The sequence below is a fragment of the Deltaproteobacteria bacterium genome (genome assembly GCA_020845775.1).
Classification (GTDB): Bacteria; Bdellovibrionota_C; UBA2361; order SZUA-149; family JADLFC01; genus JADLFC01.
In genome coordinates this window covers 31,817-55,594 of the sequence record JADLFC010000017.1, presented here as the reverse complement: position 1 = coordinate 55,594, position 23,778 = coordinate 31,817, and the positions used below count along the sequence as shown (strand labels likewise).

Here is a 23,778-nt window from a genome sequence, read left to right as displayed (position 1 = left end):
TGGCCTTCGAGCTTTGAAAGTTAGTCGTTGGAAGCCCAAATACTGCCTCGATGTTAACCATTTTGTTATCTCGCTCGGGAAGCTTACCAGCGGAAGAGCTTTCTGGAACTGTGCGCAAGACATAGGATTCAGCCAATCGAGCCCCCTCCTCTAACTGCGGCATCTCTTGCATTCCCACTTTTGTAGCTACCTCTCTGGAACATTGCTTCTCGGCGTGAAACTCATCGTACATGAAGCCATCGTCTTTTGCGCCTGGGGCCATGCGCAGCATGCAATCCTTTATTGCAATTGGCAGTACGCAAACTTCCTGAACCTCGTTATCGGAAATTGCAGTACTTACTCTCGCCGTAGTGCCAATCTTTGACTGCCCAAAAACTTTCGCAAAAGTTAAATCCATTTCAGCAAGCTCTAGGCTAACTTGAGCGGCATTCGCTAAAGCATAAGGTGGAAAATCATTTACTTCCTTCAAGCCCTCAAATGAAAAAAACTTCTGTTGGCCGGCATCGTCTTTGTGTTCATCCACTTCATACCACCATGCACCTCGCTCAATAGTTAGTGCAACATCGCCAACGCGCATCTTGGTGGCTTTGTAATTGGCACTATCCTCATATGGGTCATCAACGCCATCATTAAAACTTGCAGACTCGAAGCTAATATTCCCCACTCCGTAAATCTTACTTTGCCTCAATACTGCTACGGCCGCACGTTTGGCCTGTCGCCAGCCGTCATGGGTTCCATCCAGTTTGCGCGATGCCGCAAGCGAGGCAGCATCAGCAACAGTCTTAAGGTGAAGAGCAGTTACGGCATGCCTAGAATGATCCACTACCAAACCGACCACGCCAACCATTACTCCAATTAGCAGTGCGACAAAGACTATCACTGAGCCACGCTCGTCAAAAGCACGAGTCCGCCTGTCGTTAGAATTAAAAAAATTGCCTAAACCCATATCAACCAAAAAGCCTCATTCCAAACCAACTACTATTCATTTGCACAGCGAAAATTCATATTTTCGATTAAGGAGCTACTTCTAGTTCTTACAGTGAAATTTTTGTTATCTGGCAGCAATAAGCAAAAGAAACAGTCTAGCGGCCATCTCCCCTCAAGTGATACGAACTCCCTTCCCTTACTTCCAACTGTTGCTAAAAATTCATAGTCACCGCTAATACCCATCTCCTTTTCGAGTGCATTTTTCGCACTAAGCGCCAAACATGCGCCCAACTCGTTACATTTTGGCGATGCCTTATTGCTTACTAAATCTTCACATGCCGGAGGTAAGAGCAGCCCACCCGCTCGCGCTGCAAATTCGCGAACAGCCTCATTTGTGGTATGAGTCATCAATACGTAGTTGCGAAAACCAATGCCTACGTCGAAAACGGCGCCCACAATTCCAATTAAAACTAGACACGAAAGGCTGAACTCTAGCATCGTAGCTCCCTTCTGCTGTCTAAAGGTTTGTAGTAACGATGAGATCGATTGAGCATCTACGGACATTTGCATCCTGGCTCCATGGCAAATGTGCTCTCCGCGTTAGCGCGAAGCCCAAGAAAAGTCTCGCCCAAACAGATGACGCAGGACGGAGTGTTTTGGTCGATCGATACCCTTAACATGCACTCATCGAATGCCGCCGTTCCCAAACCCTCTTGGTGTTGCGCCTGAACGGCAGCGATAATCCAGTGGTTAATAGTCTCATCTCCTTTTACTTCCTGAACTTTATAACCAGCATTCGTAAGGAAATTAGTAGCAGTGTCCACAGCCACGCCGGGAGCGTCAGCACAGCTAACGCCACTACCAACTCGAGCCGCCTGTCTAGCAGCTTCCGAGACGACCTGATAAGTCCTAAGCGTTAGACCGACATCCACTATGCCGCCTAAAAGCAGCATCAACATTGGAAGAATAATTGAAAGCTCTACTAGTGAGATACCTCTATTATCTCCTAGATTACACCTCATTAAAGGCATAGCAAAAAACCCCCCAAATCCTAAAATATCACGCAGCAGTATCCAATTCAAGCAAGTGAACAAGCGCGAGAGAACAAGCGCCTCCTGTTAGGCAGTTCAGCGCAAAAAAACCTGCCGTCTCTGCATCTCGTCGAACAGAATGTGCACAGAAGTAACCGCCTATGAAAAATTGCACGCCGTAATCACTCTCGAACAAAAAACTGCAATAATTGTGCCACCTTAAAAAAGCCAATTTGGCGCGAATGTTACTACAAAACAACTTACCGAAGCCTAAAATCTATCATCTTACACTAATAGTTATTAGCGGTTTTTCAATAATAGTTACGCTAATACTAGCTTATTTCCTAGTTATTCTTTAAATACTGCCTTATTAGGGAATGATGGCTCTCCATTACCTCTTTCTTGGAGCCCGAGGCTATTATTTCTCCTCCAGACCGTCCGGCGCCTGGCCCCAGTTCCAGAATAAAATCCGCCTCACTAATTATGTGCGTATTGTGCTCAATTAGTAGTACAGTATTACCAGCATTTACTAAGCGCCTAAAAAGTTTAATGAGAAGCGAAATTTCGTCTCTATGTAGGCCCTCCGACGGCTCATCGAAGATATAGAGTGCTGGGCTGTTTCGTCCTCTCAGGGATCGAGACAGTATGTCTCTTGCTAGCATTAATCGATTGTACTCGCCAAAAGATAGAGAGGCGGTAGGCTCGGACAGCTTTAAATAGCCCAAGCCCACCTCAATGGCCTGTGAAAGCGGATGCCCAATCTGCTCAATCTTCTGAAAAACGGCAAATGCCTGCTCAATGTTTAGGTCTAAAACCTCCTGGATAGACAGATTGCGATAACGAATCTCCTCTAGTTCCGGGCGGTAGCGCCTTCCACGGCAATCCTCGCAGACTGCCTCTAGTATGTTGCCAGACTCAGCTAAGCTTTTTTCGACCCCAATTCCCTTGCAGCGCATGCAGGCGCCTTCAATCAAGTTAAAAGAAAAATGCCTATTGCTAAAACCTCGCATCTTGGCGCCGACTGTCCGAGCAAACATGCCTCTTAGAGGAAGCATCACACCGATTGCAGTAGCGACAACGGATCGCCGATTGTCTTTCCTAGCAGCTCGCCATGAGTCAACCACCCTGCTTATGCCCTCAAAGCCCGAAATACTTTCAAGTTGCCACTTGCTCCAGTCAATCGCTATCAGTTTTAAACCTTGAGCACCCTTCTTTACCCTCAAAGCCTCTTTTATAGCTGGCGCAATAGTTTCGGCGATTAAGCTAGTTTTCCCCGAACCCGAAACACCGCAAATTACTGCGAGACGGTTTAGAGGAACAACGCAATCGAGGTTTTTTAAATTATTTTTCTTAGCACCTTTGATACTTAAGCACGGCGGATTCTCCACAGATGTAAGATTATCCACTACGCGCGACGTATCTTCTATTCTCGCCTGCGCCTCATGCTTAGGAGTCGACCTCTCATTATCGGCGCAAAAGCTCAGATAATCCCTTGCATTGCCAGAAAAAACCACTCTTCCACCATTCGTCCCTCCGCCAGGCCCCAATGAAAGTACGTGGCTTGCATGAGCAACAAAAGAAAAGTCGTGCTCGATAACAATAGCTGTATTGCCGAGACTAATGATTCGCTCCAATACGCGCACTACATTTGTTGTATCTTTTGGATGTAAACCCAACGTTGGCTCATCCAGCGCATAGACGATTCCACTCATGCCATTGTTTAACACCCGAGCAAGCTGTGCTCGCTGTAACTCTCCTTTAGACAAACTGCTTATTGGCCTGTTTAATTCAAGATATCCAAGTCCCAATTCGCTTAGATTGCTAGCTCGTGCAATAAGTTCTTTAGCTGCGGCACGTAACACATCGAAGCTTTCACGAAAAGGCATTCGTTCGCCGTTAGGAGAAGAAGAATCGCCAGTGCGTTTAAAGTGCTCCTGAGCGCCAAGCTGAGACTCTGCCTGTTTAGCAAATATTAAGAGGCTGTCCACTGAATCGCCGACCACTTGTGCGAAAGATCTGTCTAATAGGCGATAGTGCCGAGCCTCCACACCCACTCGGGCACCTCCACAATCTGGACAGTGTTTTTCCTCCGCCGCGCCATGTCGACCGCGATGCCTGCTGCGAAATCCGCTTCCACGGCAGGTATCGCAGGCGCAATGAGGGTTGTGGTACGAAAACGCTGCCAACTCTATTCGCCTCTGTACGAGTTCGCAATCCTTACATCTCAGCAACTCCGAGAGATGTCTTTTTTCCCCACTGTCGCGCATCTCGGCGATAAATGCCTCGCCGCCTCCGACACTAAGCGCCGTCTCGAGTGCCTCGATAATTCGAGCCTCACTGCGATTGTCAGCACACTGTGGAATTACATCTATTACTAGCGAAAATGTTAGCTGTGGCTCATTAATCTTTAGGCGTAACGCATCGTCGATGTGAAAAAACTTCTTTCCCAATCGAATGCGCGAGAATCCCTTGGATCCAAAATCCTTGCATTTTTCCCTAAACTGCTCCCGCGAAACTTTTTTAAAGCGTACAATTACGGCAATCGCCGAATCCTTGGCCATTGTCAGCGCGAAACGACACATATCGCGGCGCGAATGGCAGGAAAGTTTCGCACCGCAATTTAGGCAATGTGGAGCGCCGCAGTAATAGAAAATTAAGCGCAAGTACTCATAGATGCGAGTAAGCGTAGACAACGTAGCAAACGGCGACGGAAGATCGCGGAAACTGATCCCAGATACAAATGAAAGACCGCTGATGGATTTGACGTCCGGACGCTTTAAACTAACGGCAATATTTTTTGAGCGGCTTAGAGAACTCTCAAAAAAACGCCACTGCGCTTCTCGGCATAATACGTCAAATACTAATGACGTCTTGCCAGAGCCAGACGGCCCAGTAACCACGTTAAGGGCATTTCGCGAAAAAAAACAGTTAATGCGCGCCAAATTGTTTTCATTGGCCTCGATGATGCATATCTCATCACGCATAAGGCGAATTCGCGGACGCTTAGCCAAGTTCTTTAACTGCTTGTTCGAGCCTAGACTCCACTATCTTTCTGTATTCGTCCAAATGCTCTGCACTGTCCGCCTCAAATCTCATTACTAGCACCGGTTGGGTGTTAGACGCCCTGACCAAACCCCAGCCGCTGGGAAACGTTACTCGAACCCCATCGAGCGTGTTTACAGTGTATTCGGAAAAGGCCGACTTCATAATGTCGACAATCTTAAACTTCTGTTCCTCAATACAGTCTACGCGAATTTCGGGCGTGCTTACCATATGCGGAATGTCGCCTAATAACGTCCCTAGTGACTTGTCGCTATTGCTTAAAATCTCTACTAATCTTGCCGAAGCATGAATCGCATCGTCGAAGCCATAATAGCGGTGCTTAAAGAAAACATGACCACTCATTTCGCCTGCTAAATGGGCATTTAATTCTCGCAACTTGCCCTTTATTAAGCTATGGCCAGTTTTCCACATAACTGCTTCGGCTCCTTCATTGCGAAGAGTAGAAAACAGCACTTCCGAACACTTAACATCAGCAATGATAATGGGCTTTTTTACCTCCTTGAGAAGTTGTCTCCCGTAGAGAATTAACAGCATGTCGCCGTAGATCACAGCCCCGTTTTCATCAACCACCCCAATTCGATCAGCATCGCCATCCCAGGCTATCCCCAAATCCGCCCTCTCGGAGACGACGCGCTCGCGCATTTCAGCGATATTTTCTAACACCGTCGGGTCTGGATGATGATTGGGGAAGCTACCGTCAGCCTCGGTGTACAGCTCAATTACTTCGCAACCCAAGCCCCTCAAAACATCCGGGCCACAAAGTCCACCTACCCCATTTCCAGCATCAACAACAACTCTTAGCTTCCTTTGCCCCATATGCGGCTTTGAGCGCTCGATTAGTTCACTTACGTAAGTTGACGTCATGTCTAACTCGCGGCAGCCGCCACCGGGGCCGTTATACGAATTGGCACGCCTAGTGTTTACGAGCTTTTTTAGCAATTGTATGTCGGCCCCACTAAGCGTTAACTCACCAATCATCATTTTAAAACCATTCTGGTCTGCCGGATTATGACTGCCAGTGATTTGTATGCCTGCCTTTGTACCAAGAGCAAAAACTGAATAGTACAACTGCGGGGTCGGTCCCATACCGGTAAACACTACATCCATTCCCGCATCGCACAATCCTTCTATTAGGCGAGTCCCTAATTCTTCTCCGCTTAAGCGACAATCTCGGCCAACAGCAACTTCGTAAACTCCATCGCCAAGGCGCTGGCGCATTAGCTCCGCAAATGCGCGGCCAAGCTCGTAGGCAAAATTGGCATCAAAATCTTCGCCTACCACGCCTCTAATGTCATACTCTCTATAAATTTTTTCTTTTGCGACCAATTGTCTTTCTCCCTAGTTCGAATAACAGAAAAAACACAAATTAATTACAGTAATTAGATAGTCGAGAAACATATAGTAGTAATGTCTATAGCTTTATCTCGACCTCATATTTTGTTGGTAGTTGCTCAGTAAGGAATTTTTCTAGCCCTTCCTTAAGCGCAGCTTGGTAGAGCTCGTCTCGAATCTGTTTTTCCATGCCCGGAGCTACCCCGTTCTCTCCGCGCGTAGATCCCGAAACGCGCAACAAATAAACCCCCTGACCTGCGATTATTACATTACTTACGCCACCGTCTTCAAGCCCCACCGCCGCCTGCCTCAACTCAGTTGATAGATCCGCTAAATTCATATATCCCAGGTCACTATAATTCGCGCCACCAGCCTGTGAGAATTCCAGGCCGCCGATGATTCTTTTTCGCAACTCCGATAGTGTCTCGGCCAAAGCCTTTTCGTTCGCAGAAATATCGATTGGAAAAAATATCTGCTCTACTCTAACCATTCCTGCCGGCGGAATCCTTTGTGGGTTTTTCTCTATATATCGCTTGACGTCCTCGTCGACTATTTGAACTTTTGCACGCACTTTGGCGCTAATAACCTTGGCACGCAAAATATCGCCTGCAACCACCCTTTTGTAGTCTTGTTCCGAAAGGCCACGACTCTCCAATAACTTCCGGAAACCATCTATGTCGACTCCGTTCTGTCGCCGAATCTCCTCAATATATGAGGCTATCTCCTCGGAACTCACCTCTATCCCACTTTCCTTAGCTTCGCGTTCGATTAGTTTGCTTAGCACCATATCCTTGACGAGCTGCATAATTTTTGTGTCCCCGCCAAAAATGTCTGGCGGTAAATCTTGTCCCTGAAGGGCTGCGTATTGCTCTAAATCTTTAACTGTCAACGGTTCTCCATCGATGTCGGCCACTACCTCATTAATGATGTTGCCGTCTGTCCTAGCAGCGGATTGCGCAAAAGAGGCCGGCGAAAATAGCAAAAAAAAGACCCCTATGGTGACAAACATTAACGCCGACTTAAGTATATTCATATGACTCATATAGCGACCTTTTTTTGCGAAGAATTTACACTTGCACGCCAAGCTGTTTTAATATTGCCTTTGTGTGACCTAGCAACTCGGCGGGTGACTCCAGTTTCTGTACTCCAATATCAGCTTTTAATACCATATCTGGGCTAATCTTTAGGCGACCCCTTGCGGTCTGAATAGCTTCGATAACTGTTTTGCCATCCAGAGAAACGCGCGGGTGAAATGCTAACACTAGCTGAGAATTTCTAAAACTAGCCGACACAATTCGAGCTTGTTTTAGCAAACTGCGAAAAGTCATTAGCTCGAGCAGCAAAGCGACTTCTTCTGGAAGCCTGCCAAATCTGTCCTCGATCTCTTCTCTTAACTCGCCAGCTCGCGCCTCGTCTCGCAAATCTACTAATCGCTGGTACAATACTAACCTCTCGGCAACATCCGGAATATACCACTCCGGTATATGAACGGGAAAACCAATATGAACCTCTGGTTCCACTATGGGAACATCTTTTGTGAGATTGGTGGTTTCTACAGCACTCTCCTGCATGTTATCCACAACTTCCTTCAAAATCCGAGAATATAACTCAAAGCCAACTTGGCTTACTTGTCCTGACTGATCCTTTCCCAAAAGATTTCCTGCGCCGCGAATTTCCATATCCTGAAGCGCTAATCGAAAGCCCACACCTAGGTCGTCTAACGATTGAAGCACTTGTAGGCGCCGCTTTGCATCCCCGGCAATGTTCTTTAAATCTTGCACTAGTAGGTAGGCATAGGCGCGGCGCGAGCTCCTTCCTACCCGACCTCTAAGCTGATAAAGCTCAGCCAAGCCGAATTTTTCTGCTCCTCGAATGATGATGGTGTTGGCGTTTGGAATATCTAAGCCAGACTCGACAATCGTAGTTGAAACCAGCACATCGATCTCGCGACTTACGAATCGATGCATAATAACCTCTAGCTCCTTTTCGTGCATCTGTCCATGGGCAAATTCTATCTTGGCCTCTGGAACCAGTTTGCCAAGCTCGGCTGCAATAGCAGCGATATTGCTGACTCGATTGTGAATGTAAAACACCTGCCCGCTGCGTCCTATCTCGCGCATTATCGCCTCGCGCACTACGCCATCGCTATACGGCGCAATGTACGTTCTAATTACTTGCCGATCGCTTGGTGGTGTTTCGATTACGCTTAAATCCCGTATACCAGATAGCGACATGTTGAGAGTTCTTGGGATAGGCGTAGCGCTCAATGTCAAGACATCTATTTCGCGCTTAAATCGCTTAAACCTCTCCTTATGTGCCACTCCAAAGCGGTGCTCTTCATCGATAATCAACAATCCCAGATCTTTAAAATGCACATCTCGCTGCAAAAGGCGGTGTGTGCCGATTACTACATCTAGGCTGCCACTAGCAAGCTCCAAAACGGTTTGGCGATTTGCAATAGGCGAACAAAAACGGCTCAAACATTTTAGGCGAATTGGGTATCCTGCAAAGCGCTCACTAAAGGTAGCGAAATGTTGATCCGCCAAAACCGTCGTCGGAACCAAAATGGCGACCTGTTTACCCGACATGACGGCCTTAAATGCTGCGCGCACGGCAACCTCAGTCTTGCCGTAGCCGACATCGCCACATACTAGGCGATCCATGGGCTTATCAGACGCCATGTCTCTCAATACATCGTCAATGGCCGACATCTGATCGGGCGTCTCAGTAAATGCAAAGGAATCGGCAAAGCGCTCGTCCTCTTCATCCGGCTCCCCAAACGATAGTCCTTTGGCTACCTGTCTTTCGGCATAAATCTTAATGAGTTCGCCCGCCAAGACTTGAACATTTTGCCGAACTTTTGTCTTAGCCTTTTCCCAGGCAGTAGAACCGAGTTTAGTTAGCTGCGGTTCCGCGCCTCCTCCGGCACTGATATACTTTTGTACCTTAGCTATGTTGTCCATTGGAACATAGAGCTTGGCCCCTTCGGCGTACTCTAGGTGGAGATAATCGTTTATCTCGCCTTCCACTGTCATGGCCTTTAGGCCCCGATAGATGGCGATGCCATGATCGACGTGAACCACGAAATCGTTCTCGCTTAATTGCGACTTAGTGCCAAGAAAGCGCTTAATGTTTTGTGCTGCAAAGCGCGTCTGGCGCACGGCCATGTCTCTAAAAATTTCCGTGTCCAAAATAAACATCAAAGCATCATCGAGCGCGCGCAATCCCGAACCACACACACCTTCCAGAATACTAACTACCTTGCGATCTCGTCCGCTACTGCTCTCTACTCTACTTCTCCAGTTCGCAAATGAGCCTTTAAACCTTTCACAAGATATTTCGTAATTAGTTAGTAGCTCGACAATGCGCTGAACTCGCGATGCCTGGCTAGTTACTAAAGCGACGGCTACTCCCTCGTCTATGCGTGCCTTTATCTCCCTCGAGAGTTCCTTAAAAGGTTGAACCTGGTCGGTGGAAGACCAGAGTTTCTTAGTTATCTCTGAATTCGAGTAAACACGCACTTTCTCCAGGCTAGGAGACTCTGCGTGCGACTCATTGGCGGCGTCTCTAAGCGAATCGTCGAAGGAAAGCATATCGACAGTGTCAAAGAAGAAATTTCCCCTCTTGCGTAGCTGTCTTAGCGTATGCTCTGCCGTTTGGAACGCAGAGGATGTTTGGCAAAAAAGCCTCCCTTCCTTCTCAGCCAAGAGGCTTCGCTCTTCTACTAATGCCTCAAAGGAATCCAAAGCCTGTGCGATGGCAATTTCGTCGTATGCTACGAGCAAGGAACTTTCCGAAACGTAGTCAAGAAACGTTCCTGAGCTTTCTGAAATTAGGCAGAACAGGTGTTCGAGGCCTGGATAATCGGCATTGCCTTTAAGCGCATCTATCAAGCCCTCGATCTGGTTAGTTGGAATTGCAAGGTCGTCTGCGCGCTCCTTAATCTTATCTATTGCAAATTGGACGCGTTGAGAGGAATCGGCAAGATGCACGCATTCACCTACCGGCATGATTTCAAACTCCGCTAACGAAGTGACGCTTCGCTGAGTGGCAGGATTAAAAGTGCGAATTGATCCAATTATATCTGCGAACAGCTCAACTCTTATCGGCAGATTTATGCCTGGCGGAAAGAAATCCACTACGGCTCCGCGCACAGCCATTTGTCCGACTTCCTCCACTAAAGTAGTTCGAACGTAAGAAAGGCTATCGAGGCTGGCAATGAATTTATCTCTCGATAGTTCCATGTTGAGAGATATTTTCCTTATACTCGTCATTAAATCTCGTGGGAGGAGAATTCTCTGCATCAGAGCTGGCGCAGTAGCGACAACTATTGAGCATTGATTCATGGCGAGGGTCTTTAAGGAAAACAAGCGCTCAGCGCTTATGTCTCGGGCTGGAGATAATTCGTCAAACGGCAGAACCTCCCAGTTTAGGAATTTGGAGATAGTAATCGCAGGAGTGCTGGTTTGATCCTTAGCCTGCGCCTCATCTAAAAAAAAGTGCAGATCTCGCTCTATCTCCTCCGCCGCACGTGAGTCGGGAACGACCACGACGATCGAAAAGGTTCGCTTTTGCTTACGGGCGAGCTTGGAAATCTCGTAAGCGGCAACAGTGCTGCCCCAAAAACCCGAAATTCTCGTTGGCCTTGTTGAGAAGTTGCTCTTACCGTGAATAACAGCATGGTAAGGCTCTCTTCGATCTTCTGTGTCGCTTGCCAATGAATTCATAAACGTTAGTATTTAAATCGCAAATTCCCTACTAAGAACCCCAAATTAATATTATGCGCGAACCCGATGCGGGTTGTAATAAAAATCTACAATCGGAGCATTCAACTAATCGATTTTTGCGGCAAATGCCAGCAATGTTGCAACTATGTTGTAAGTGTTAATTTTGTCCATTCAAAAAGATTAATCATTATGCTAAGCTAAATACATTAATTAAATCTATCATTAACGGCATGATGTTTAAATATTTCCATAACGAAAAAGGCGCTACGTTGTTAGAGTATCTTTTAGTCGCATCGCTCATAATGCTCGCCTGTGTTATAGGCGTTGCGGCGGTTGGCGGCGAGGCCTCTAAGCTGTTAAGCAATCCAGAGCTCAAAGAGGCGATAGACACGGATTGATATTGTTTTAATGAGTAATTTCGTGCGCGTCAGCGCAAGAACTTTATAAGTTGTTGTTTTTACGCGGGTTTTGCTACTTAAAGGCCTAATTTAACAGGTCTGTTGAGTGTAAATCGGAAGAACGGTTTTTAATAAATCCCATCACAATTTCTTTTCCTAGCGCTTAAGGGTCAAGCTTTGGCGAGAAACATTCGATTTCAATACTTGTACGAATCTGCTCTTGGCTGTAGGTAGCAGATTCAAGGCGTACGAAACTAATTTTTAGCCCATAGATACTCTAGCATATGGATATAGCTCAGTTACTAACATTTACGTATCAGCAGGGTGGTTCGGATCTACACATTAGTGCCGGCGAGCCGCCTATTATTCGCGTACATGGCGACATGAAAAAAGTAAAGTTGCCAGTGCTTAGTCCGGAGCAGACGCATGCGATGCTTTACGACATAATGGGTGACTCTCAGCGAAAAGTGTTCGAGGAGTACAATGACATTGATTTTTCAATTGAGCTTGGTGAGGGAGCGCGGTTTCGCGTCAATGTTTTTAGGCAGCGGCGTGGGATGGGCGCCGTGTTTAGGACTATTCCTACTGCAATAATGAGCCTCGAGCAGTTGGGCTTGCCGTCAATTTTGGCGCAGCTAACGCGAAAGGAAAAGGGTTTAGTACTAGTTACTGGCCCAACCGGCTCTGGAAAATCCACCACCTTGGCAGCAATGGTCGATCTAATAAACAATGAGCTGGAAGGCCACATTCTTACCGTCGAGGATCCGATTGAGTTTGTGCATCCCTCGAAGCGCTGCTTGGTTAACCAGCGTGAGGTTGGGCCACACACGGGCTCGTTTGCGGCGGCGTTGCGAGCCGCTTTGCGAGAGGATCCAGATATCATTCTCGTTGGCGAAATGCGAGATTTGGAGACTATTCAATTGGCGCTTACCGCCGCAGAGACAGGTCATTTGGTGTTCGGGACACTACATACTTCAAGTGCACCTAAGACAGTAGATCGCATTATCGATGTGTTTAGCGCTGACCAACAGGGTCAGGTGCGAGCAATGCTAAGCGAGTCGGTACAAGCAATAATAACTCAAACGCTTTGCAAGAAGGTCGGTGGCGGGCGAATTGCGGCACTGGAGATACTGGTAGGGACGACGGGTGTTAGAAACCTCATACGGGAAAACAAGATTCACCAACTGCCGAGTATGCTGCAGACTGGGCAGAATGTGGGCATGCGGACGATGGAAATGGCATTAGTGGAGTTAGCCGATGCTCATCTGATTACGAAGGAGACGGCCATCGAGAAATCTGGGAATCCGAATCTCTTTGGTACTGAGCAATAAGAACCGCTTGTCGCCGAACGAATGAGCCTGGAATGGCTTGTGGTAAAGCGCTGTTGCGAACTACGGGAAGGCAAACAATATGTTAGATATTAGAAAGCTTTTAACAGTAATGAATGAACACGATGCTTCAGACCTTTATGTAACGGTTGACAGCCCGCCGTGTTATCGCGTTAACGGCGTTGTGCGACCGGCTGGTTCGCGCGCTCTTGAGCGCGAGGAGACGGAGATGCTCGCCATGAGTGTAATGACCGAAAAGCAACAGAAGGATTTTGAGGCCACAAACGAGCAGAATTTAGCTCTCTACTATTCCAGTTTAGGGCGCTATCGCGTAAACATTTTTCGCCAGCGTGGTTGTATTGGCATGGTAATTCGACAGATTAAGTCTAAGATTCCAAACTTAGACGATCTTGGTTTGCCAGCCGTTATCAAAGAAGTTGCAATGAGTAAGCGCGGTTTGGTGTTGGTCGTTGGCTCTACTGGCTGCGGAAAGTCTACGACTCTTGCGGGAATGATTGACCACAGAAACTCAAACCAGGCTGGTCATATTATTACAATAGAGGATCCCATTGAGTTTGTGCACGCGCATAAGAAGTCGATTGTAAATCAGCGCGAGATTGGCATGGACACGGACAATTATTTTAGTGCCTTAAAGAATGCGCTCAGGCAGGCACCTGACGTAATCCTCATTGGTGAGATTAGGGATTCGGATACGATGGAAGCGGCCATTGCGTTTTCTGAGACTGGACATTTGTGTCTTGCAACGCTTCATTCGAATAACGCAAACCAGGCGATGGAACGCATAATGAACTTTTTTCCGCCGGAGCGGCATCAGCAGATCTATCTTCAGTTAAGCCTAAATCTTCGCGGGATTATTTCTCAGCGCTTAGTGCGCACGGTCGAGGGCAACAGGGCTGCCTGTGTCGAGATACTGTTAGGCAGTCCTCGTGTTAAGGATTTAATCTACCGAGGCAAGATTGCAGAACTAAAAGAGGCAATGGAAATTAGCACTACTGTGGGAATGCAGACGTTTGACCAGCACTTGCTCAGTCTTTACCAGGAAGGTCGCATTTCCTTGGAGGAGGCGCTTAGAAACGCCGACAGCACCAACAACCTGCGCCTAAAAATAAAGCTAGCCGAAGACGGTTCGCTGAACGAACCGGCATCGGCCTTTAGCGGAAGTAAGGGCGGCGATTCCACCGAGGGCGAAGGAATGGCCGCCGGCCTTTCGCTACAGATGGACCGCGACAGTTAGATATAGTCGCTACTAGCGTCTTCGCTGCCACAAAAAAAACTGCAAAAACACCCCTTGCCTATTTACTAGTCGGGGCGTGTTGATATTATCCTCTGGGCAAAAGCCAACGAAAACAGTATAAGCAGAGCTAATCGAACTTATCAGGGCAGCGCAGGCGTGCCAGGTATTGGAAATCATCCTAAGGCATTATTCCTTACTATTTTGGAGTCTAAAGAGTCTATGAAACTGTTTTGCAATTCACTATCGAGAGTTGCGCTTATCTTACTAACATCTGTATTTTTATTTACCGCTTCATGTTCCAAGAAGAAGGAGACTTCGGTCGTTGCAAAAAAAGCACAGGCGACCGACGTTGCGGCTGAGCTCACAAACAGCGATTCGCTCGTAAAGTCTATTCCTTCTGATGCATATTGTTTTGTATCTGCCGATTTGTCGCATGCGGCGTACAAGCGATTACTGGCTTCTCCATGGTCCCCTCGGCAAAACAAGTTTTCAGCTAAGGACATCTTGACTAGCGAGGGCTTTCCGAAAAAAGTGGCTCAGATTTTAGAGGGATCATGTAATCTGAGCGAGCAACCTCAAGTAATTGAAGACTTCGTTGGCGAGGTAGCGCTTTTCGCTACGCTGCCACAGCAGGCAAGCGAACCATTGACGAGTATTGGATTGTTGTTGCGAAGCAGCAAAAAAGACGAATTGCCGAATAGACTGGCGGTTATAAGAGATGAGATCAAAAAGGCTGGTATTGAGGTCAAGGATGAGTCGATCTCCGGGGCTAAGGGTTTTAGTTTTTCGAGTTATGACTTATGCGACGATGTCGATGCATGTAAAGCGGCGGCTAAAGTGCCGCCAATGATTTTCGTCGCGTGGAACAACGGCACGGGCGTGTTCTCATTTAGCGAGACAGTGATTCAACAAGTACTGACTGCGAAGCAAGGAGTTCCGCAGTTTGTAAATTCGGAGAATTTTAAACGCGCTACGCAGGACTTTCCTAGTAGCGAAAGCCGTTACGGCTTTGGGTACATCGACCTTACGAAAATCGTTGAGCACATCGCTAAGGCCGAAAATAAGTCCGATTTAATTGCCTCTGTTTCTAAGTCACCAATAGAAGCGATTTCATTGTCCTCCGCTATGGCAGATATTCCAAGCGCGATTGTGAAGCTTCTATTTAATCCCCGAGACGAGAACCAAAAGAAAGTTTTTGAGATCTTTGGAAGCTCAAACGCAAAAAGCATGTTGGAAGTGCTTCCAGCAGATCCACTGCTGTTTATAAGCTTGGACGGCCAAACGCTTCTAAGAGCTAAGGCACTCTTAGCTGCTAACGCCCCAGCGCCGGTGCAGGACCAGCTCAAGGTGCTCGATGCCGTTCAGCGCGTTGGTTTGGTAGTCAACTCACCTAGCAGTGGCGGTTCGATGTTGCCAGTTCCAGATCTACTCATCGTGCTCGAATCGAATGCGGCGGAACAATCCGAGCAGCAGATTTCGCAAATAGTGACGTCATATATGGGAACACAAGGCGGCGCCCAGGGTTTGCAGTGGCAGGAAAATGAAATTGATGGCGTGAAGGTAAAAAGTATGATGAGTCCATTAGGCTTTGGGATGTTCCTTACACGTCACAAGAATTTCGTCATCGCCTCTTCAACTGATAATCAACTCAGGGCGCTTTTAAAAGGAATAAATGGAAAGGGAGAGGTATTTGCGTCAATGGCGTCTGGCATGGAAAAATCGATTCTTTCCGAACGGGACACATTGTTTAACTGGTACATGAGCTTCGATCGCTTTGGAACTACTTTAGAAAATATGGGTCAGATGTTGTTGATGTTCGCACCGCCAGACGATCAGCAAAAGGCTAGAGAGTACCTTACCCCTGATGCAATCGAGCAAATCAGAAAAATGGGAGTAATGCTCGGCTCTACTACCATTGATAAGGGTGCAATAACGATTGAGAGCTATCAAATGGGGAAATCAAAGGGCAAGGCTTAAGCCAAGGGCGTTAAGGAAAAGAAAATCCGTAGAATGACTCATCTATTAGCGGAGAATAAATATCGTTATAAATTAGCTACTTAGCTCTTATTTAGAAGCACATGAATATAATAGGTTGATATATATTCATGAGCGAATTAGCGTACAAAACTCAGGATGATTGTTGCTTTTACTCTGTTTCATCTAAAGTAGGACGTGCTTCATGTGCGGCGCTGCCAATGACGGCTTCGTCGTTCATTCCTTCGCGCGACGTATTAGCGCTAGGATCCTTTCTTGTCGTTCTTCAGGCACTCGATGCAATTTTAACGGGCATGGGTGTAGCTCGCTTTGGATCGAGTATTGAGGGAAACCCACTGCTTCGCTCTCTCATGGACGAGGTCGGAACAGTATCGGCTCTCGCATATGCAAAGATATTAGCCATCGTTGTAGTTGTAACCTTGACCCTCATCACTGCGAAAGTGCCTTGGGTAAAAAGGGCACTGGGAGCAATAAGTGCTGTATATGTGTTTGGTGCCATTCTTCCATGGACGTATATTCTTTTCATAAAAGCATAGCTCGTTAGTATATACCGTTTCCAAAAAGTAAGTTAAATATTTTACTTTTTGTAAATGGTATAACCCCATCGCCAGATCCACCTAGCTGTTGAGCCACAGGAATTTGTCGCATATACTCTCTCTCTAGAGGCAGGCACTTGCGAGCGAGATTTGAAATATGCGAATTACACAGTGGGGAGAGTATGGAGTTTTGCTTTCTCTATACCTAGCTAAACGCAATCAGGAGCGCCCCTTGGTAGCGGCCCAAGATGTTTGCGTAACTGCTACTGAAATCGCTGAGAATCAAGACATAGCTCTGCAATACGCTCAACAGATACTTCATCGCCTGCGCCGAGGCAATGTGGTTACAAGCACTCGTGGCCCGCACGGTGGTTACAAGCTAGCCCGTAGCCCAAGTGAAATCACTCTCTATGACATACTGCTTGCCGTTGAGGGGGAGACATTTGAACTAATTTGCAGCACTAAACCACTGGATCCTAAGTTGCGTTGCGCTCCTCATTCTAGTTGCTGGCTAAGGCCAGTATGGAACGATCTCAAGGAACACCTAAATGCCTTCTTGAAAAATTACACATTGGACAAATTGCTAGATAAATCAGACTCCTCGACATCTCTTAAGGTACTGTCATGTTGTGAATAGGCCTTCGGTAAACAATAAGCTGTTGTTGAGAAAATAAACAATGGACGTTTTATTACAGTGGTTTAATTCGAGCTGGAAAATGGCGACAGATAGCGCGGCTTGGTTGCTAGTGGGGCTATTTTTGGCCGGCGTGATAAAAGTTTTCTTTCCAGCCGATTTTATAAGGCAACATTTGCGGGAGCCCGGCCTAAAATCGGTAATTAAGGCGTCTCTTATAGGGATGCCACTGCCGCTCTGTTCGTGTGGCGTAGTCCCGGTTGCGGTTTCTCTTAGAAGGACTGGGGCTAGTCGCGGAGCAGTGGCTAGTTTCATGATTAGCACGCCAGAAATTGGCATAGATTCCTTTTTTTTGAGCCACGCGCTGCTTGGGCCTTTTATTGCGATTGCCAGAGCCGTTGCGGCCTTTGTATCAGCACTTACCGCTGGTGCGCTCATTGACACCTTTGCCGCTCCTGAGGAAGCCGCGCCGCAAGGTGTCAGTAGTTTAACGGAAGAGTCTGGCGCAGCGGTCTGCTGCAAGGCGTCTTTGGCTAAAACGCGAGCTTCAGAATCGCCGTTCCTAAAAATAGCTTTCGAGAAACTCGTCTCAATACTTCACTTTGGCTACGTAACGGTAATTGACGACATCGCGCTTAGCATGCTTACTGGATACTTTATTGCAGGAATAATTGCAGTTGCAGTTCCTGCTAATAGCATAGAGTTGCTAGGACTTTCTCCCTTTACCTCTATGCTATTAATGTTTATCGTGGCGCTGCCGCTATACGTATGCGCAAGTGCCTCCACTCCCGTCGGGGCAGCTATGCTCGCAAAAGGCCTAAGTCCTGGCGCAGTCCTGGTCTTCTTGTTGGCTGGGCCTGCTACCAATATCGCCAGCATTCTCGTTCTCAAAGAAGAGTTGGGGAATAGAGCTTTAGGCATTTATCTCGGGGCGATCGCGGTAGTCACTCTTGCTATAGGCTCGCTGGCTAATGTCATTCTGGAGCCATACAGTGGCTCAGTAGCTACTCAGACACACGTTCACGAAGGCTCTCAAGCTTTAGACCAGCTAGCTGGCTATGTACTTGTTCTATTAATGCTTACTAGCCTTCTTAAAAAGGTTTTTCGTAGGCTATATGCTTCTTCTTGCGCGGAGCTAAAAAAAACTTAGGCGAAACAGGGAGTTTCTAATGTACCAAAAAGGCAAGAACCTCGTCCTAACTTGAAGCGCCATAATGCGGTCAGTTAATAAGCGGCGGTCTATGGCTCCATGATCGATAGTAAATGGTCGCCATTCAATGTTGGCGGAATGGCTAATTGGCCCGTCAAGTTCTACAAAAAAATTCTTCCTGTCTGATAACTTATCCTTAATGACCTCTGGGCTATCTGACATTCCGGTATCGAGCTTCTTTGAAGCTTCAATTGGCTCTACCTTCGGTAGAGCACTCGTCGCGCTCGTTGCGAAGCTAGGAGAAGTAATCACGCTGCTATTCGCTTGTTCTCTCTTATCCTCGGATGCGGCGCTTGCAGAGCAAAACCTAAAATCGCAGGAGCGAAATTGCTCGCTACAGGCCAAATTAAAAATCCGATTAACATCTTGTAGTCGCGTTCGCGAAAGATCCTTAAGTCCAGACGCAATCTCGGTATAAACCCGCACGCGAAGCCGAAAATCGTCGCAATCGGTAGCCTCGTCAATCCATGCCATATCCGCAAGTGCAAGCCCTGGAAGACTGCCAAAAAATGCCACAACTATAAAAAACGCCCCTAAATATACCGTTTCCAAAAAGTAAGTTGAATATTTTACTTTTTGGAAACGGTATTTGTTGTTTATTGGCAAGTGCTTACGCACTTGCTGTTTATACCATTTACAAAAATCCTTTTTGTAAATGGTATAAACACCTCTAACTAATCTGATAGACCACGGCATCATTCTATAAACCACGAGAATTCTTCCGACTTTATTGAAAGTAAACAGTAAGTTAATTGTAGACAATAAATAACAGTTATTACCTATTTGCTTAGAAACATATCAGAAGTCTACTGTTATTTGCTTCAAAAAAACTAATATGCCCTAAATCACCCCAAGGCGTCTCAGTATTTTAATAACATATCGCTACGAGCGACTTTGGTCAAAGTCGCCACCAGCCGTATCGGCAAACCGTCGCCGCTCTACCTTCATAACCGCATCAATCTTTTCTAAAGCTCTAGTTATAGCATCCACTTGGGAAGCCCCGTCGACGGTTATGTCAAACACGCTAATAGCCTTTTTGTCCGGCGTAACGGTAGTCTGTGCCGTCACTATATTTGCGCCAGTAGCGGCAATGGATTGGCTCATTTGGGCCAAAATGCCCACCTGATCTCTCGCTATAACGGTAATGCGAACCTGCCGCTGAGTAACGCCCTTGGCACTGTCCCATGAAACATTTATAAGCCGCTGAGGGTCAAATCCCATAGCCTGCGAACAATGCCTCGTGTGAATCGTTACCCCTCGACCGCGTGTCACATATCCAATTAGCGGATCCCCCGGCAACGGCTCGCAACAACGAGCAAACTTAAAGACGACATCCTCCATGCCGCTAACCTTTATCCCACCGCGATCTTTGAATGCCTTAGCAGCGCGATTAAAAATCCTCTGAAGGGTTGTCTCATCCTGAGCTAATTTAGCCTCGAGATCCGTATCTTCTGGCAATAATTTTCTCAAAACCCCATTGACAGGGAGTTTGCCGTAGCCAATCTCAGCTAACAGTCCATCTTCGTCCGCAAAGCTAAGTTCGTGCGCCACTCTAGCCAGCTCGCCGCTTTTGAGTAGCTTGTTTAAGTTCATCTTAAGTTTAGCCAAATCCTTACTTAAGAGCTCTTTTCCAACCGCGATAGAACATTCGCGCTCCTCCGTCCTCCTCCAAGCCCGGATGCGTTGCTTCGCTTTTGAGGTTGCTACGACATTTAGCCAATCCTTGTTGGGAATTTGTCGACTAGACGTAATTATTTCCACGGTGTCGCCATTTTGTAAGCGATGGGATAACGCTACTTGCTGCCCATTAACGCGAGCACCAGCGCAATGGTTCCCCACTTCCGAATGAATGTGATATGCGAAGTCAATTGGAGTGGAGTCTTTAGCTAGACCAACCACATCCCCTTTTGGAGTGAAAACAAAAACCTCCTCTGGAAATAGATCGTCCTTGACGGTTGACATAAATTCCACTGGATCCCGCAGTGCCTTCCCGGATTCAAGTAAGTCTCTTAGCCAAGGGAATTGTCCCCAGTGCTGAGGAGAGGCCTTGGTGCTCGAGCCTTCTTTCTTGTACACCCAGTGAGCAGCTATGCCTTTTTCGGCAATGTCGTGCATCTCCTGAGTGCGAATCTGGATTTCAATCCTTTGGGCACGCGGACCAATAACGGTTGTGTGAAGCGACCTGTAATTATTCGGCTTGGGCATGGCTATGTAATCCTTAAAACGCCCAGGAATCGGGCGCCAGGCGGCATGAACCACACCAAGGGCTGCGTAACACTCCATCTGCGTATTAACGATTATGCGAAAAGCGGTGAGATCGAAAATATCATCAAAGTTTAGCTCCTGCGACTGCATCTTTTGGTAAATCGAATAAAAGTGCTTAGGCCTACCAGACACGTCCGCCGCAATATTGTTTTGCTCGAGTTCGCGCGAAATGAGCCTAACCACTTCGTCGATGTAGCGCTCTCGCTCTCTCTTGTTCTTGTTAACGGCCCGCTTGATGTTGTCGTAAATTTCGGGCTTTAAGTGGCGAAACGACAGATCCTCGAGTTCGGACTTCATCCAGTGAATACCAAGGCGATGAGCAAGCGGAGCATAGATATCTAAAGTTTCCTGAGCGATTCTTCTGCGCCGCGATTCAGAGAGATAACCAAGAGTGCGCATATTGTGTAGGCGATCGCAAAGCTTTACGAGGAGCACGCGAATGTCACGCGCCATGGCGATTAGCATTTTGCGAAAATTTTCCGCCTGCTGCTCCTCCTTGGAGCTAAAATTAATTTTGCTAAGTTTAGTTACTCCGTCAACCAAGGTAGCAGCATCTTCGCCGAACTCTTTCTGTAAATCCTCCAACGTAACGTCAGTGTCCTCCACCGTATCGTGAAGAAGTGCCGCAACAATAGAAGATGTATCGAGCTTGAGCTTGGCAGCGAGAAAAGCAACCTCCGTGACATGAGTTACATAGGGTTCACCAGACACGCGAGTCTGCCCCTTATGGTGATGGAGAACGTAAGAATAGGCGCGGCGCACGCTTTCTATGTCGGGCGCATCTTGATAGCTCTGGATCGCAACGATGATCTCCTGCAACCTCATGGTACGCCTCTTAAACGTCTAGGAAAACAACCCTCCCCGCACACACTCAAGCGCGCGGTGAGGTGAGAAGGACAGTAAAGCAAATGATTTCAGGCTAATAAATATCAAGCATTGCCGCTAACTGGCGACATCCTTTCATCGCTAGAACTAGGCACCTCATCCCAGACAGTTCTGGGCTTATTGCGAAACTTGACCTTGCCATCGGCAATCTCTCTAAGTGCGGTAACAATTTCTCGATTGCTTGTTGAATCTACCACCGCTCCGCTCCCACTTAGTAACTGTTTAGCCCTGACCGCCGCCAACCTTACCAAGTTAAAACGATTCGGCTCCTGCTCTAAACAATCCTCAACAGTAATTCGTGCCATAAAATATACAGTAACTTACTCTAAATTAATAAATAATCAAGATACCTATGCTTCCATTAATGCGCCTAATTATACACGTAACTTCATAAAAACTCTAGCCTTCTAAAAAATTTACCAAGCTAATATACATGGATTTGATATAAACATGAATCAACTTCCGTGCGTTCAATGGACATCGCTCGCGTAAATAGACTAAAATCAGAAGAATTTCATCTGTCGTGAGATAGCAGTTTTCTGGCTAACGGTTTATTTATTAACTAAACATGACCACACTACAATCAAAGCTAGCATTTAAGAAACCACGCTTGGTTAGAAACAAGATTCAGGAGAAGATGTTTCTAATCCCTAGTTTAATCACTGTAATCGGGAGTTTTTGTGGTTTCCTCGCAATTCTTCAAGCGGTTAAGGGCAATTTCGATTACTCAATACGCTGCATAGCTCTAAGTTTTGTCGTCGATGGCCTGGACGGGCGCGTCGCGCGTAGACTTAATGCTACTAGCGCCTTTGGCCGGGAGTTCGATTCGTTAAGTGATTTAGTAGCCTTCGGAGTTGCGCCCGCCATACTTATTTACTCTTGGGCGTTTAGCCAAATTGCCGATGAATTTGGCGTCTTGGTGGTCTTTGCATATATGGTGGCGGGAGCGACGCGTTTAGCTAGGTTTAACATCGATACTCGGTCTAGGAATTACTTTGTGGGACTGCCTATACCGGCAGGCGCTGCCGCTCTTGCATCTCTCGTCTATTGGAATCCGCAGCCAGTTACAAGCTACTACGGAGTCATGCTGCTCTTGATATATTGCGTTATTATAGCCGTTCTTATGGTAAGCACGTTAACTTACCCTAGCGTTAAGAAGATAAAGCTCATAGATGCTGGTAGCATGAGAAATCTCGTAATCCTGGCAATACTGGTTGCGCTTACCTGGTACCACAGCCGCTTGATAATTGTTGGCATATCTACCGGCTATGCACTGAGCGGTTTGTTTATCTATGCAGCTAAAAAGCTTTCGCCAAATATTGCCAACAAACTCAAACTAATCTTTGAACCAAACGAGCACTAGGAGTGTGTTGAAATCGCGCCCATGACGGCCACTTGCTAATTGCTGCTAAATCTTAACGAGTGTTAGAAACCTTAGCGTTCTGTGCATTCATGTGAACCACCTTATTGCCATTGTGCACACCTTCGTTAACGCTCACAAGTTCGCCCATGAGCTCGCTCATGTTAGCTAAACTGTTGTCTTGCTCCTTTACTAATTCCTCTAGCTTCGTTTGAAGTGCCATGGCATCGTGCATTCGCAAGCCTTTAATATAGGCAAAATGCCCCGAACTGCTAGTGGGAGTTGATACGTGTAAAGTTGCCAGGCCAAATATTAGGTCACCAACACCTCTTCGCAGATAGATGTCCGTGATGCGCGACAATGGAAATGAACCGCGTTCCTTGATAATAATGCCCTTAGAAATATACAAATTGCCGCCTCTTACGTGGTAGTCGTAAAACCTGGCTTCCAGTTGTAAGAAAATAAAGCGAATGACACTTGCGGCTAACAGAAGCGCCATCACGCCGATTAGCACTCCCTCAGCCCTCTCGCGCCAAAGATCGTCCTGAATGTAGGCAACGTAATACTCGCTTACCACCCAAGCAACGCCAACCGAAATTAGGAAAAAAAGAAAGAGAAGACTAGCACCCCTACCAGCCCATAAAGTGCTCATGGGGAATTCCTTCTTTAAATCCAAATAATCCGTAACGTGAGACGGCTTATCGCTATGCCCCTGCTGCATAGATAATCTCCATTAAGTATATAAAATAACACGTATTATACACGGCGACGTCTATAGGAGCAACGACCGTAATTACGCATAGTAGTTATGCAAAGTTAACATCAGTTGTTT

General features: G+C 46.8%; 19 protein-coding genes. 8 read left to right on the top strand and 11 right to left on the bottom strand.

Features of this window, described 5'->3' with window-relative positions; all coding sequences use genetic code 11:
• From IT291_01150 to mfd, 7 genes are all read right to left on the bottom strand, one after another.
• Positions 1 to 946, bottom strand: a 946-nt coding sequence (locus IT291_01150) for a hypothetical protein (GenBank protein ID MCC6219828.1), incomplete at its 3' end; no start/stop codon positions are given.
• Positions 947 to 978: 32 nt separating this feature from the next.
• Positions 979 to 1,497, bottom strand: coding sequence for a hypothetical protein (locus tag IT291_01145; protein MCC6219827.1), 519 nt, complete (start codon positions 1,495 to 1,497; stop codon positions 979 to 981).
• Complete coding sequence (locus IT291_01140; protein ID MCC6219826.1) at positions 1,482 to 1,958, bottom strand: pilus assembly protein; 477 nt, start codon at positions 1,956 to 1,958, stop codon at positions 1,482 to 1,484. The genes IT291_01145 and IT291_01140 overlap by 16 nt, the downstream gene beginning before the upstream one ends.
• Before the next feature lie 344 nt (positions 1,959 to 2,302).
• Complete coding sequence (locus tag IT291_01135; GenBank protein ID MCC6219825.1) at positions 2,303 to 4,942, bottom strand: hypothetical protein; 2,640 nt, start codon at positions 4,940 to 4,942, stop codon at positions 2,303 to 2,305.
• Between the two features lie 19 nt (positions 4,943 to 4,961).
• Positions 4,962 to 6,347 carry a phosphomannomutase/phosphoglucomutase gene (locus tag IT291_01130; GenBank protein ID MCC6219824.1) on the bottom strand — a complete coding sequence of 462 codons (1,386 nt, stop codon included), beginning with the start codon at positions 6,345 to 6,347 and terminating at the stop codon, positions 4,962 to 4,964.
• Between the two features lie 85 nt (positions 6,348 to 6,432).
• Positions 6,433 to 7,386: a SurA N-terminal domain-containing protein gene (locus tag IT291_01125; GenBank protein ID MCC6219823.1), complete on the bottom strand. Its 954-nt coding sequence runs from the start codon at positions 7,384 to 7,386 to the stop codon at positions 6,433 to 6,435.
• A gap of 34 nt (positions 7,387 to 7,420) precedes the next feature.
• On the bottom strand, positions 7,421 to 11,080 hold the full coding sequence (gene mfd / locus IT291_01120; GenBank protein MCC6219822.1) for a transcription-repair coupling factor: 3,660 nt from the start codon (positions 11,078 to 11,080) through the stop codon (positions 7,421 to 7,423).
• A gap of 230 nt (positions 11,081 to 11,310) precedes the next feature.
• Here mfd and IT291_01115 point away from each other — a divergent pair, with 230 nt between their 5' ends.
• The 7 genes from IT291_01115 (at position 11,311) to IT291_01085 (ending at position 18,376) form a co-directional block, all read left to right on the top strand.
• Entirely contained in the window at positions 11,311 to 11,478 is a 168-nt protein-coding gene (locus IT291_01115) for a hypothetical protein (protein ID MCC6219821.1), read from the top strand.
• 284 nt (positions 11,479 to 11,762) lie between these two features.
• On the top strand, positions 11,763 to 12,809 hold the full coding sequence (locus IT291_01110; protein MCC6219820.1) for a type IV pilus twitching motility protein PilT: 1,047 nt from the start codon (positions 11,763 to 11,765) through the stop codon (positions 12,807 to 12,809).
• A 79-nt stretch (positions 12,810 to 12,888) separates the two neighbouring features.
• Positions 12,889 to 14,061 carry a PilT/PilU family type 4a pilus ATPase gene (locus IT291_01105; GenBank protein MCC6219819.1) on the top strand — a complete coding sequence of 391 codons (1,173 nt, stop codon included), beginning with the start codon at positions 12,889 to 12,891 and terminating at the stop codon, positions 14,059 to 14,061.
• A 219-nt stretch (positions 14,062 to 14,280) separates the two neighbouring features.
• Positions 14,281 to 16,038, top strand: coding sequence for a hypothetical protein (locus IT291_01100; protein MCC6219818.1), 1,758 nt, complete (start codon positions 14,281 to 14,283; stop codon positions 16,036 to 16,038).
• A gap of 128 nt (positions 16,039 to 16,166) precedes the next feature.
• Positions 16,167 to 16,592 carry a hypothetical protein gene (locus IT291_01095; protein ID MCC6219817.1) on the top strand — a complete coding sequence of 142 codons (426 nt, stop codon included), beginning with the start codon at positions 16,167 to 16,169 and terminating at the stop codon, positions 16,590 to 16,592.
• A gap of 157 nt (positions 16,593 to 16,749) precedes the next feature.
• Positions 16,750 to 17,229, top strand: a complete 480-nt coding sequence (locus IT291_01090) for an Rrf2 family transcriptional regulator (GenBank protein ID MCC6219816.1) — start codon at positions 16,750 to 16,752, stop codon at positions 17,227 to 17,229.
• 40 nt (positions 17,230 to 17,269) lie between these two features.
• Positions 17,270 to 18,376 (top strand): SO_0444 family Cu/Zn efflux transporter, encoded by a 1,107-nt coding sequence (locus tag IT291_01085; GenBank protein ID MCC6219815.1) that lies wholly within the window; start codon positions 17,270 to 17,272, stop codon positions 18,374 to 18,376.
• Here the strand turns inward: IT291_01085 and IT291_01080 are convergent.
• The 3 genes from IT291_01080 to IT291_01070 form a co-directional block, all read right to left on the bottom strand.
• A complete protein-coding gene (locus IT291_01080; protein MCC6219814.1) occupies positions 18,362 to 19,147 on the bottom strand; it encodes a hypothetical protein in 786 nt (261 codons plus the stop codon). The genes IT291_01085 and IT291_01080 overlap by 15 nt on opposite strands.
• A gap of 171 nt (positions 19,148 to 19,318) precedes the next feature.
• Positions 19,319 to 21,526, bottom strand: coding sequence for a bifunctional (p)ppGpp synthetase/guanosine-3',5'-bis(diphosphate) 3'-pyrophosphohydrolase (locus tag IT291_01075; GenBank protein MCC6219813.1), 2,208 nt, complete (start codon positions 21,524 to 21,526; stop codon positions 19,319 to 19,321).
• A gap of 104 nt (positions 21,527 to 21,630) precedes the next feature.
• Positions 21,631 to 21,891: a DNA-directed RNA polymerase subunit omega gene (locus tag IT291_01070; GenBank protein ID MCC6219812.1), complete on the bottom strand. Its 261-nt coding sequence runs from the start codon at positions 21,889 to 21,891 to the stop codon at positions 21,631 to 21,633.
• A 305-nt stretch (positions 21,892 to 22,196) separates the two neighbouring features.
• Here IT291_01070 and pssA point away from each other — a divergent pair, with 305 nt between their 5' ends.
• Positions 22,197 to 22,949: a CDP-diacylglycerol--serine O-phosphatidyltransferase gene (gene pssA / locus IT291_01065; GenBank protein MCC6219811.1), complete on the top strand. Its 753-nt coding sequence runs from the start codon at positions 22,197 to 22,199 to the stop codon at positions 22,947 to 22,949.
• A gap of 52 nt (positions 22,950 to 23,001) precedes the next feature.
• On the opposite strand, the gene IT291_01060 is transcribed toward pssA, so the two are convergent.
• Positions 23,002 to 23,667: a PH domain-containing protein gene (locus tag IT291_01060; protein MCC6219810.1), complete on the bottom strand. Its 666-nt coding sequence runs from the start codon at positions 23,665 to 23,667 to the stop codon at positions 23,002 to 23,004.
• Between the last annotated feature and the right edge of the window lie 111 nt (positions 23,668 to 23,778).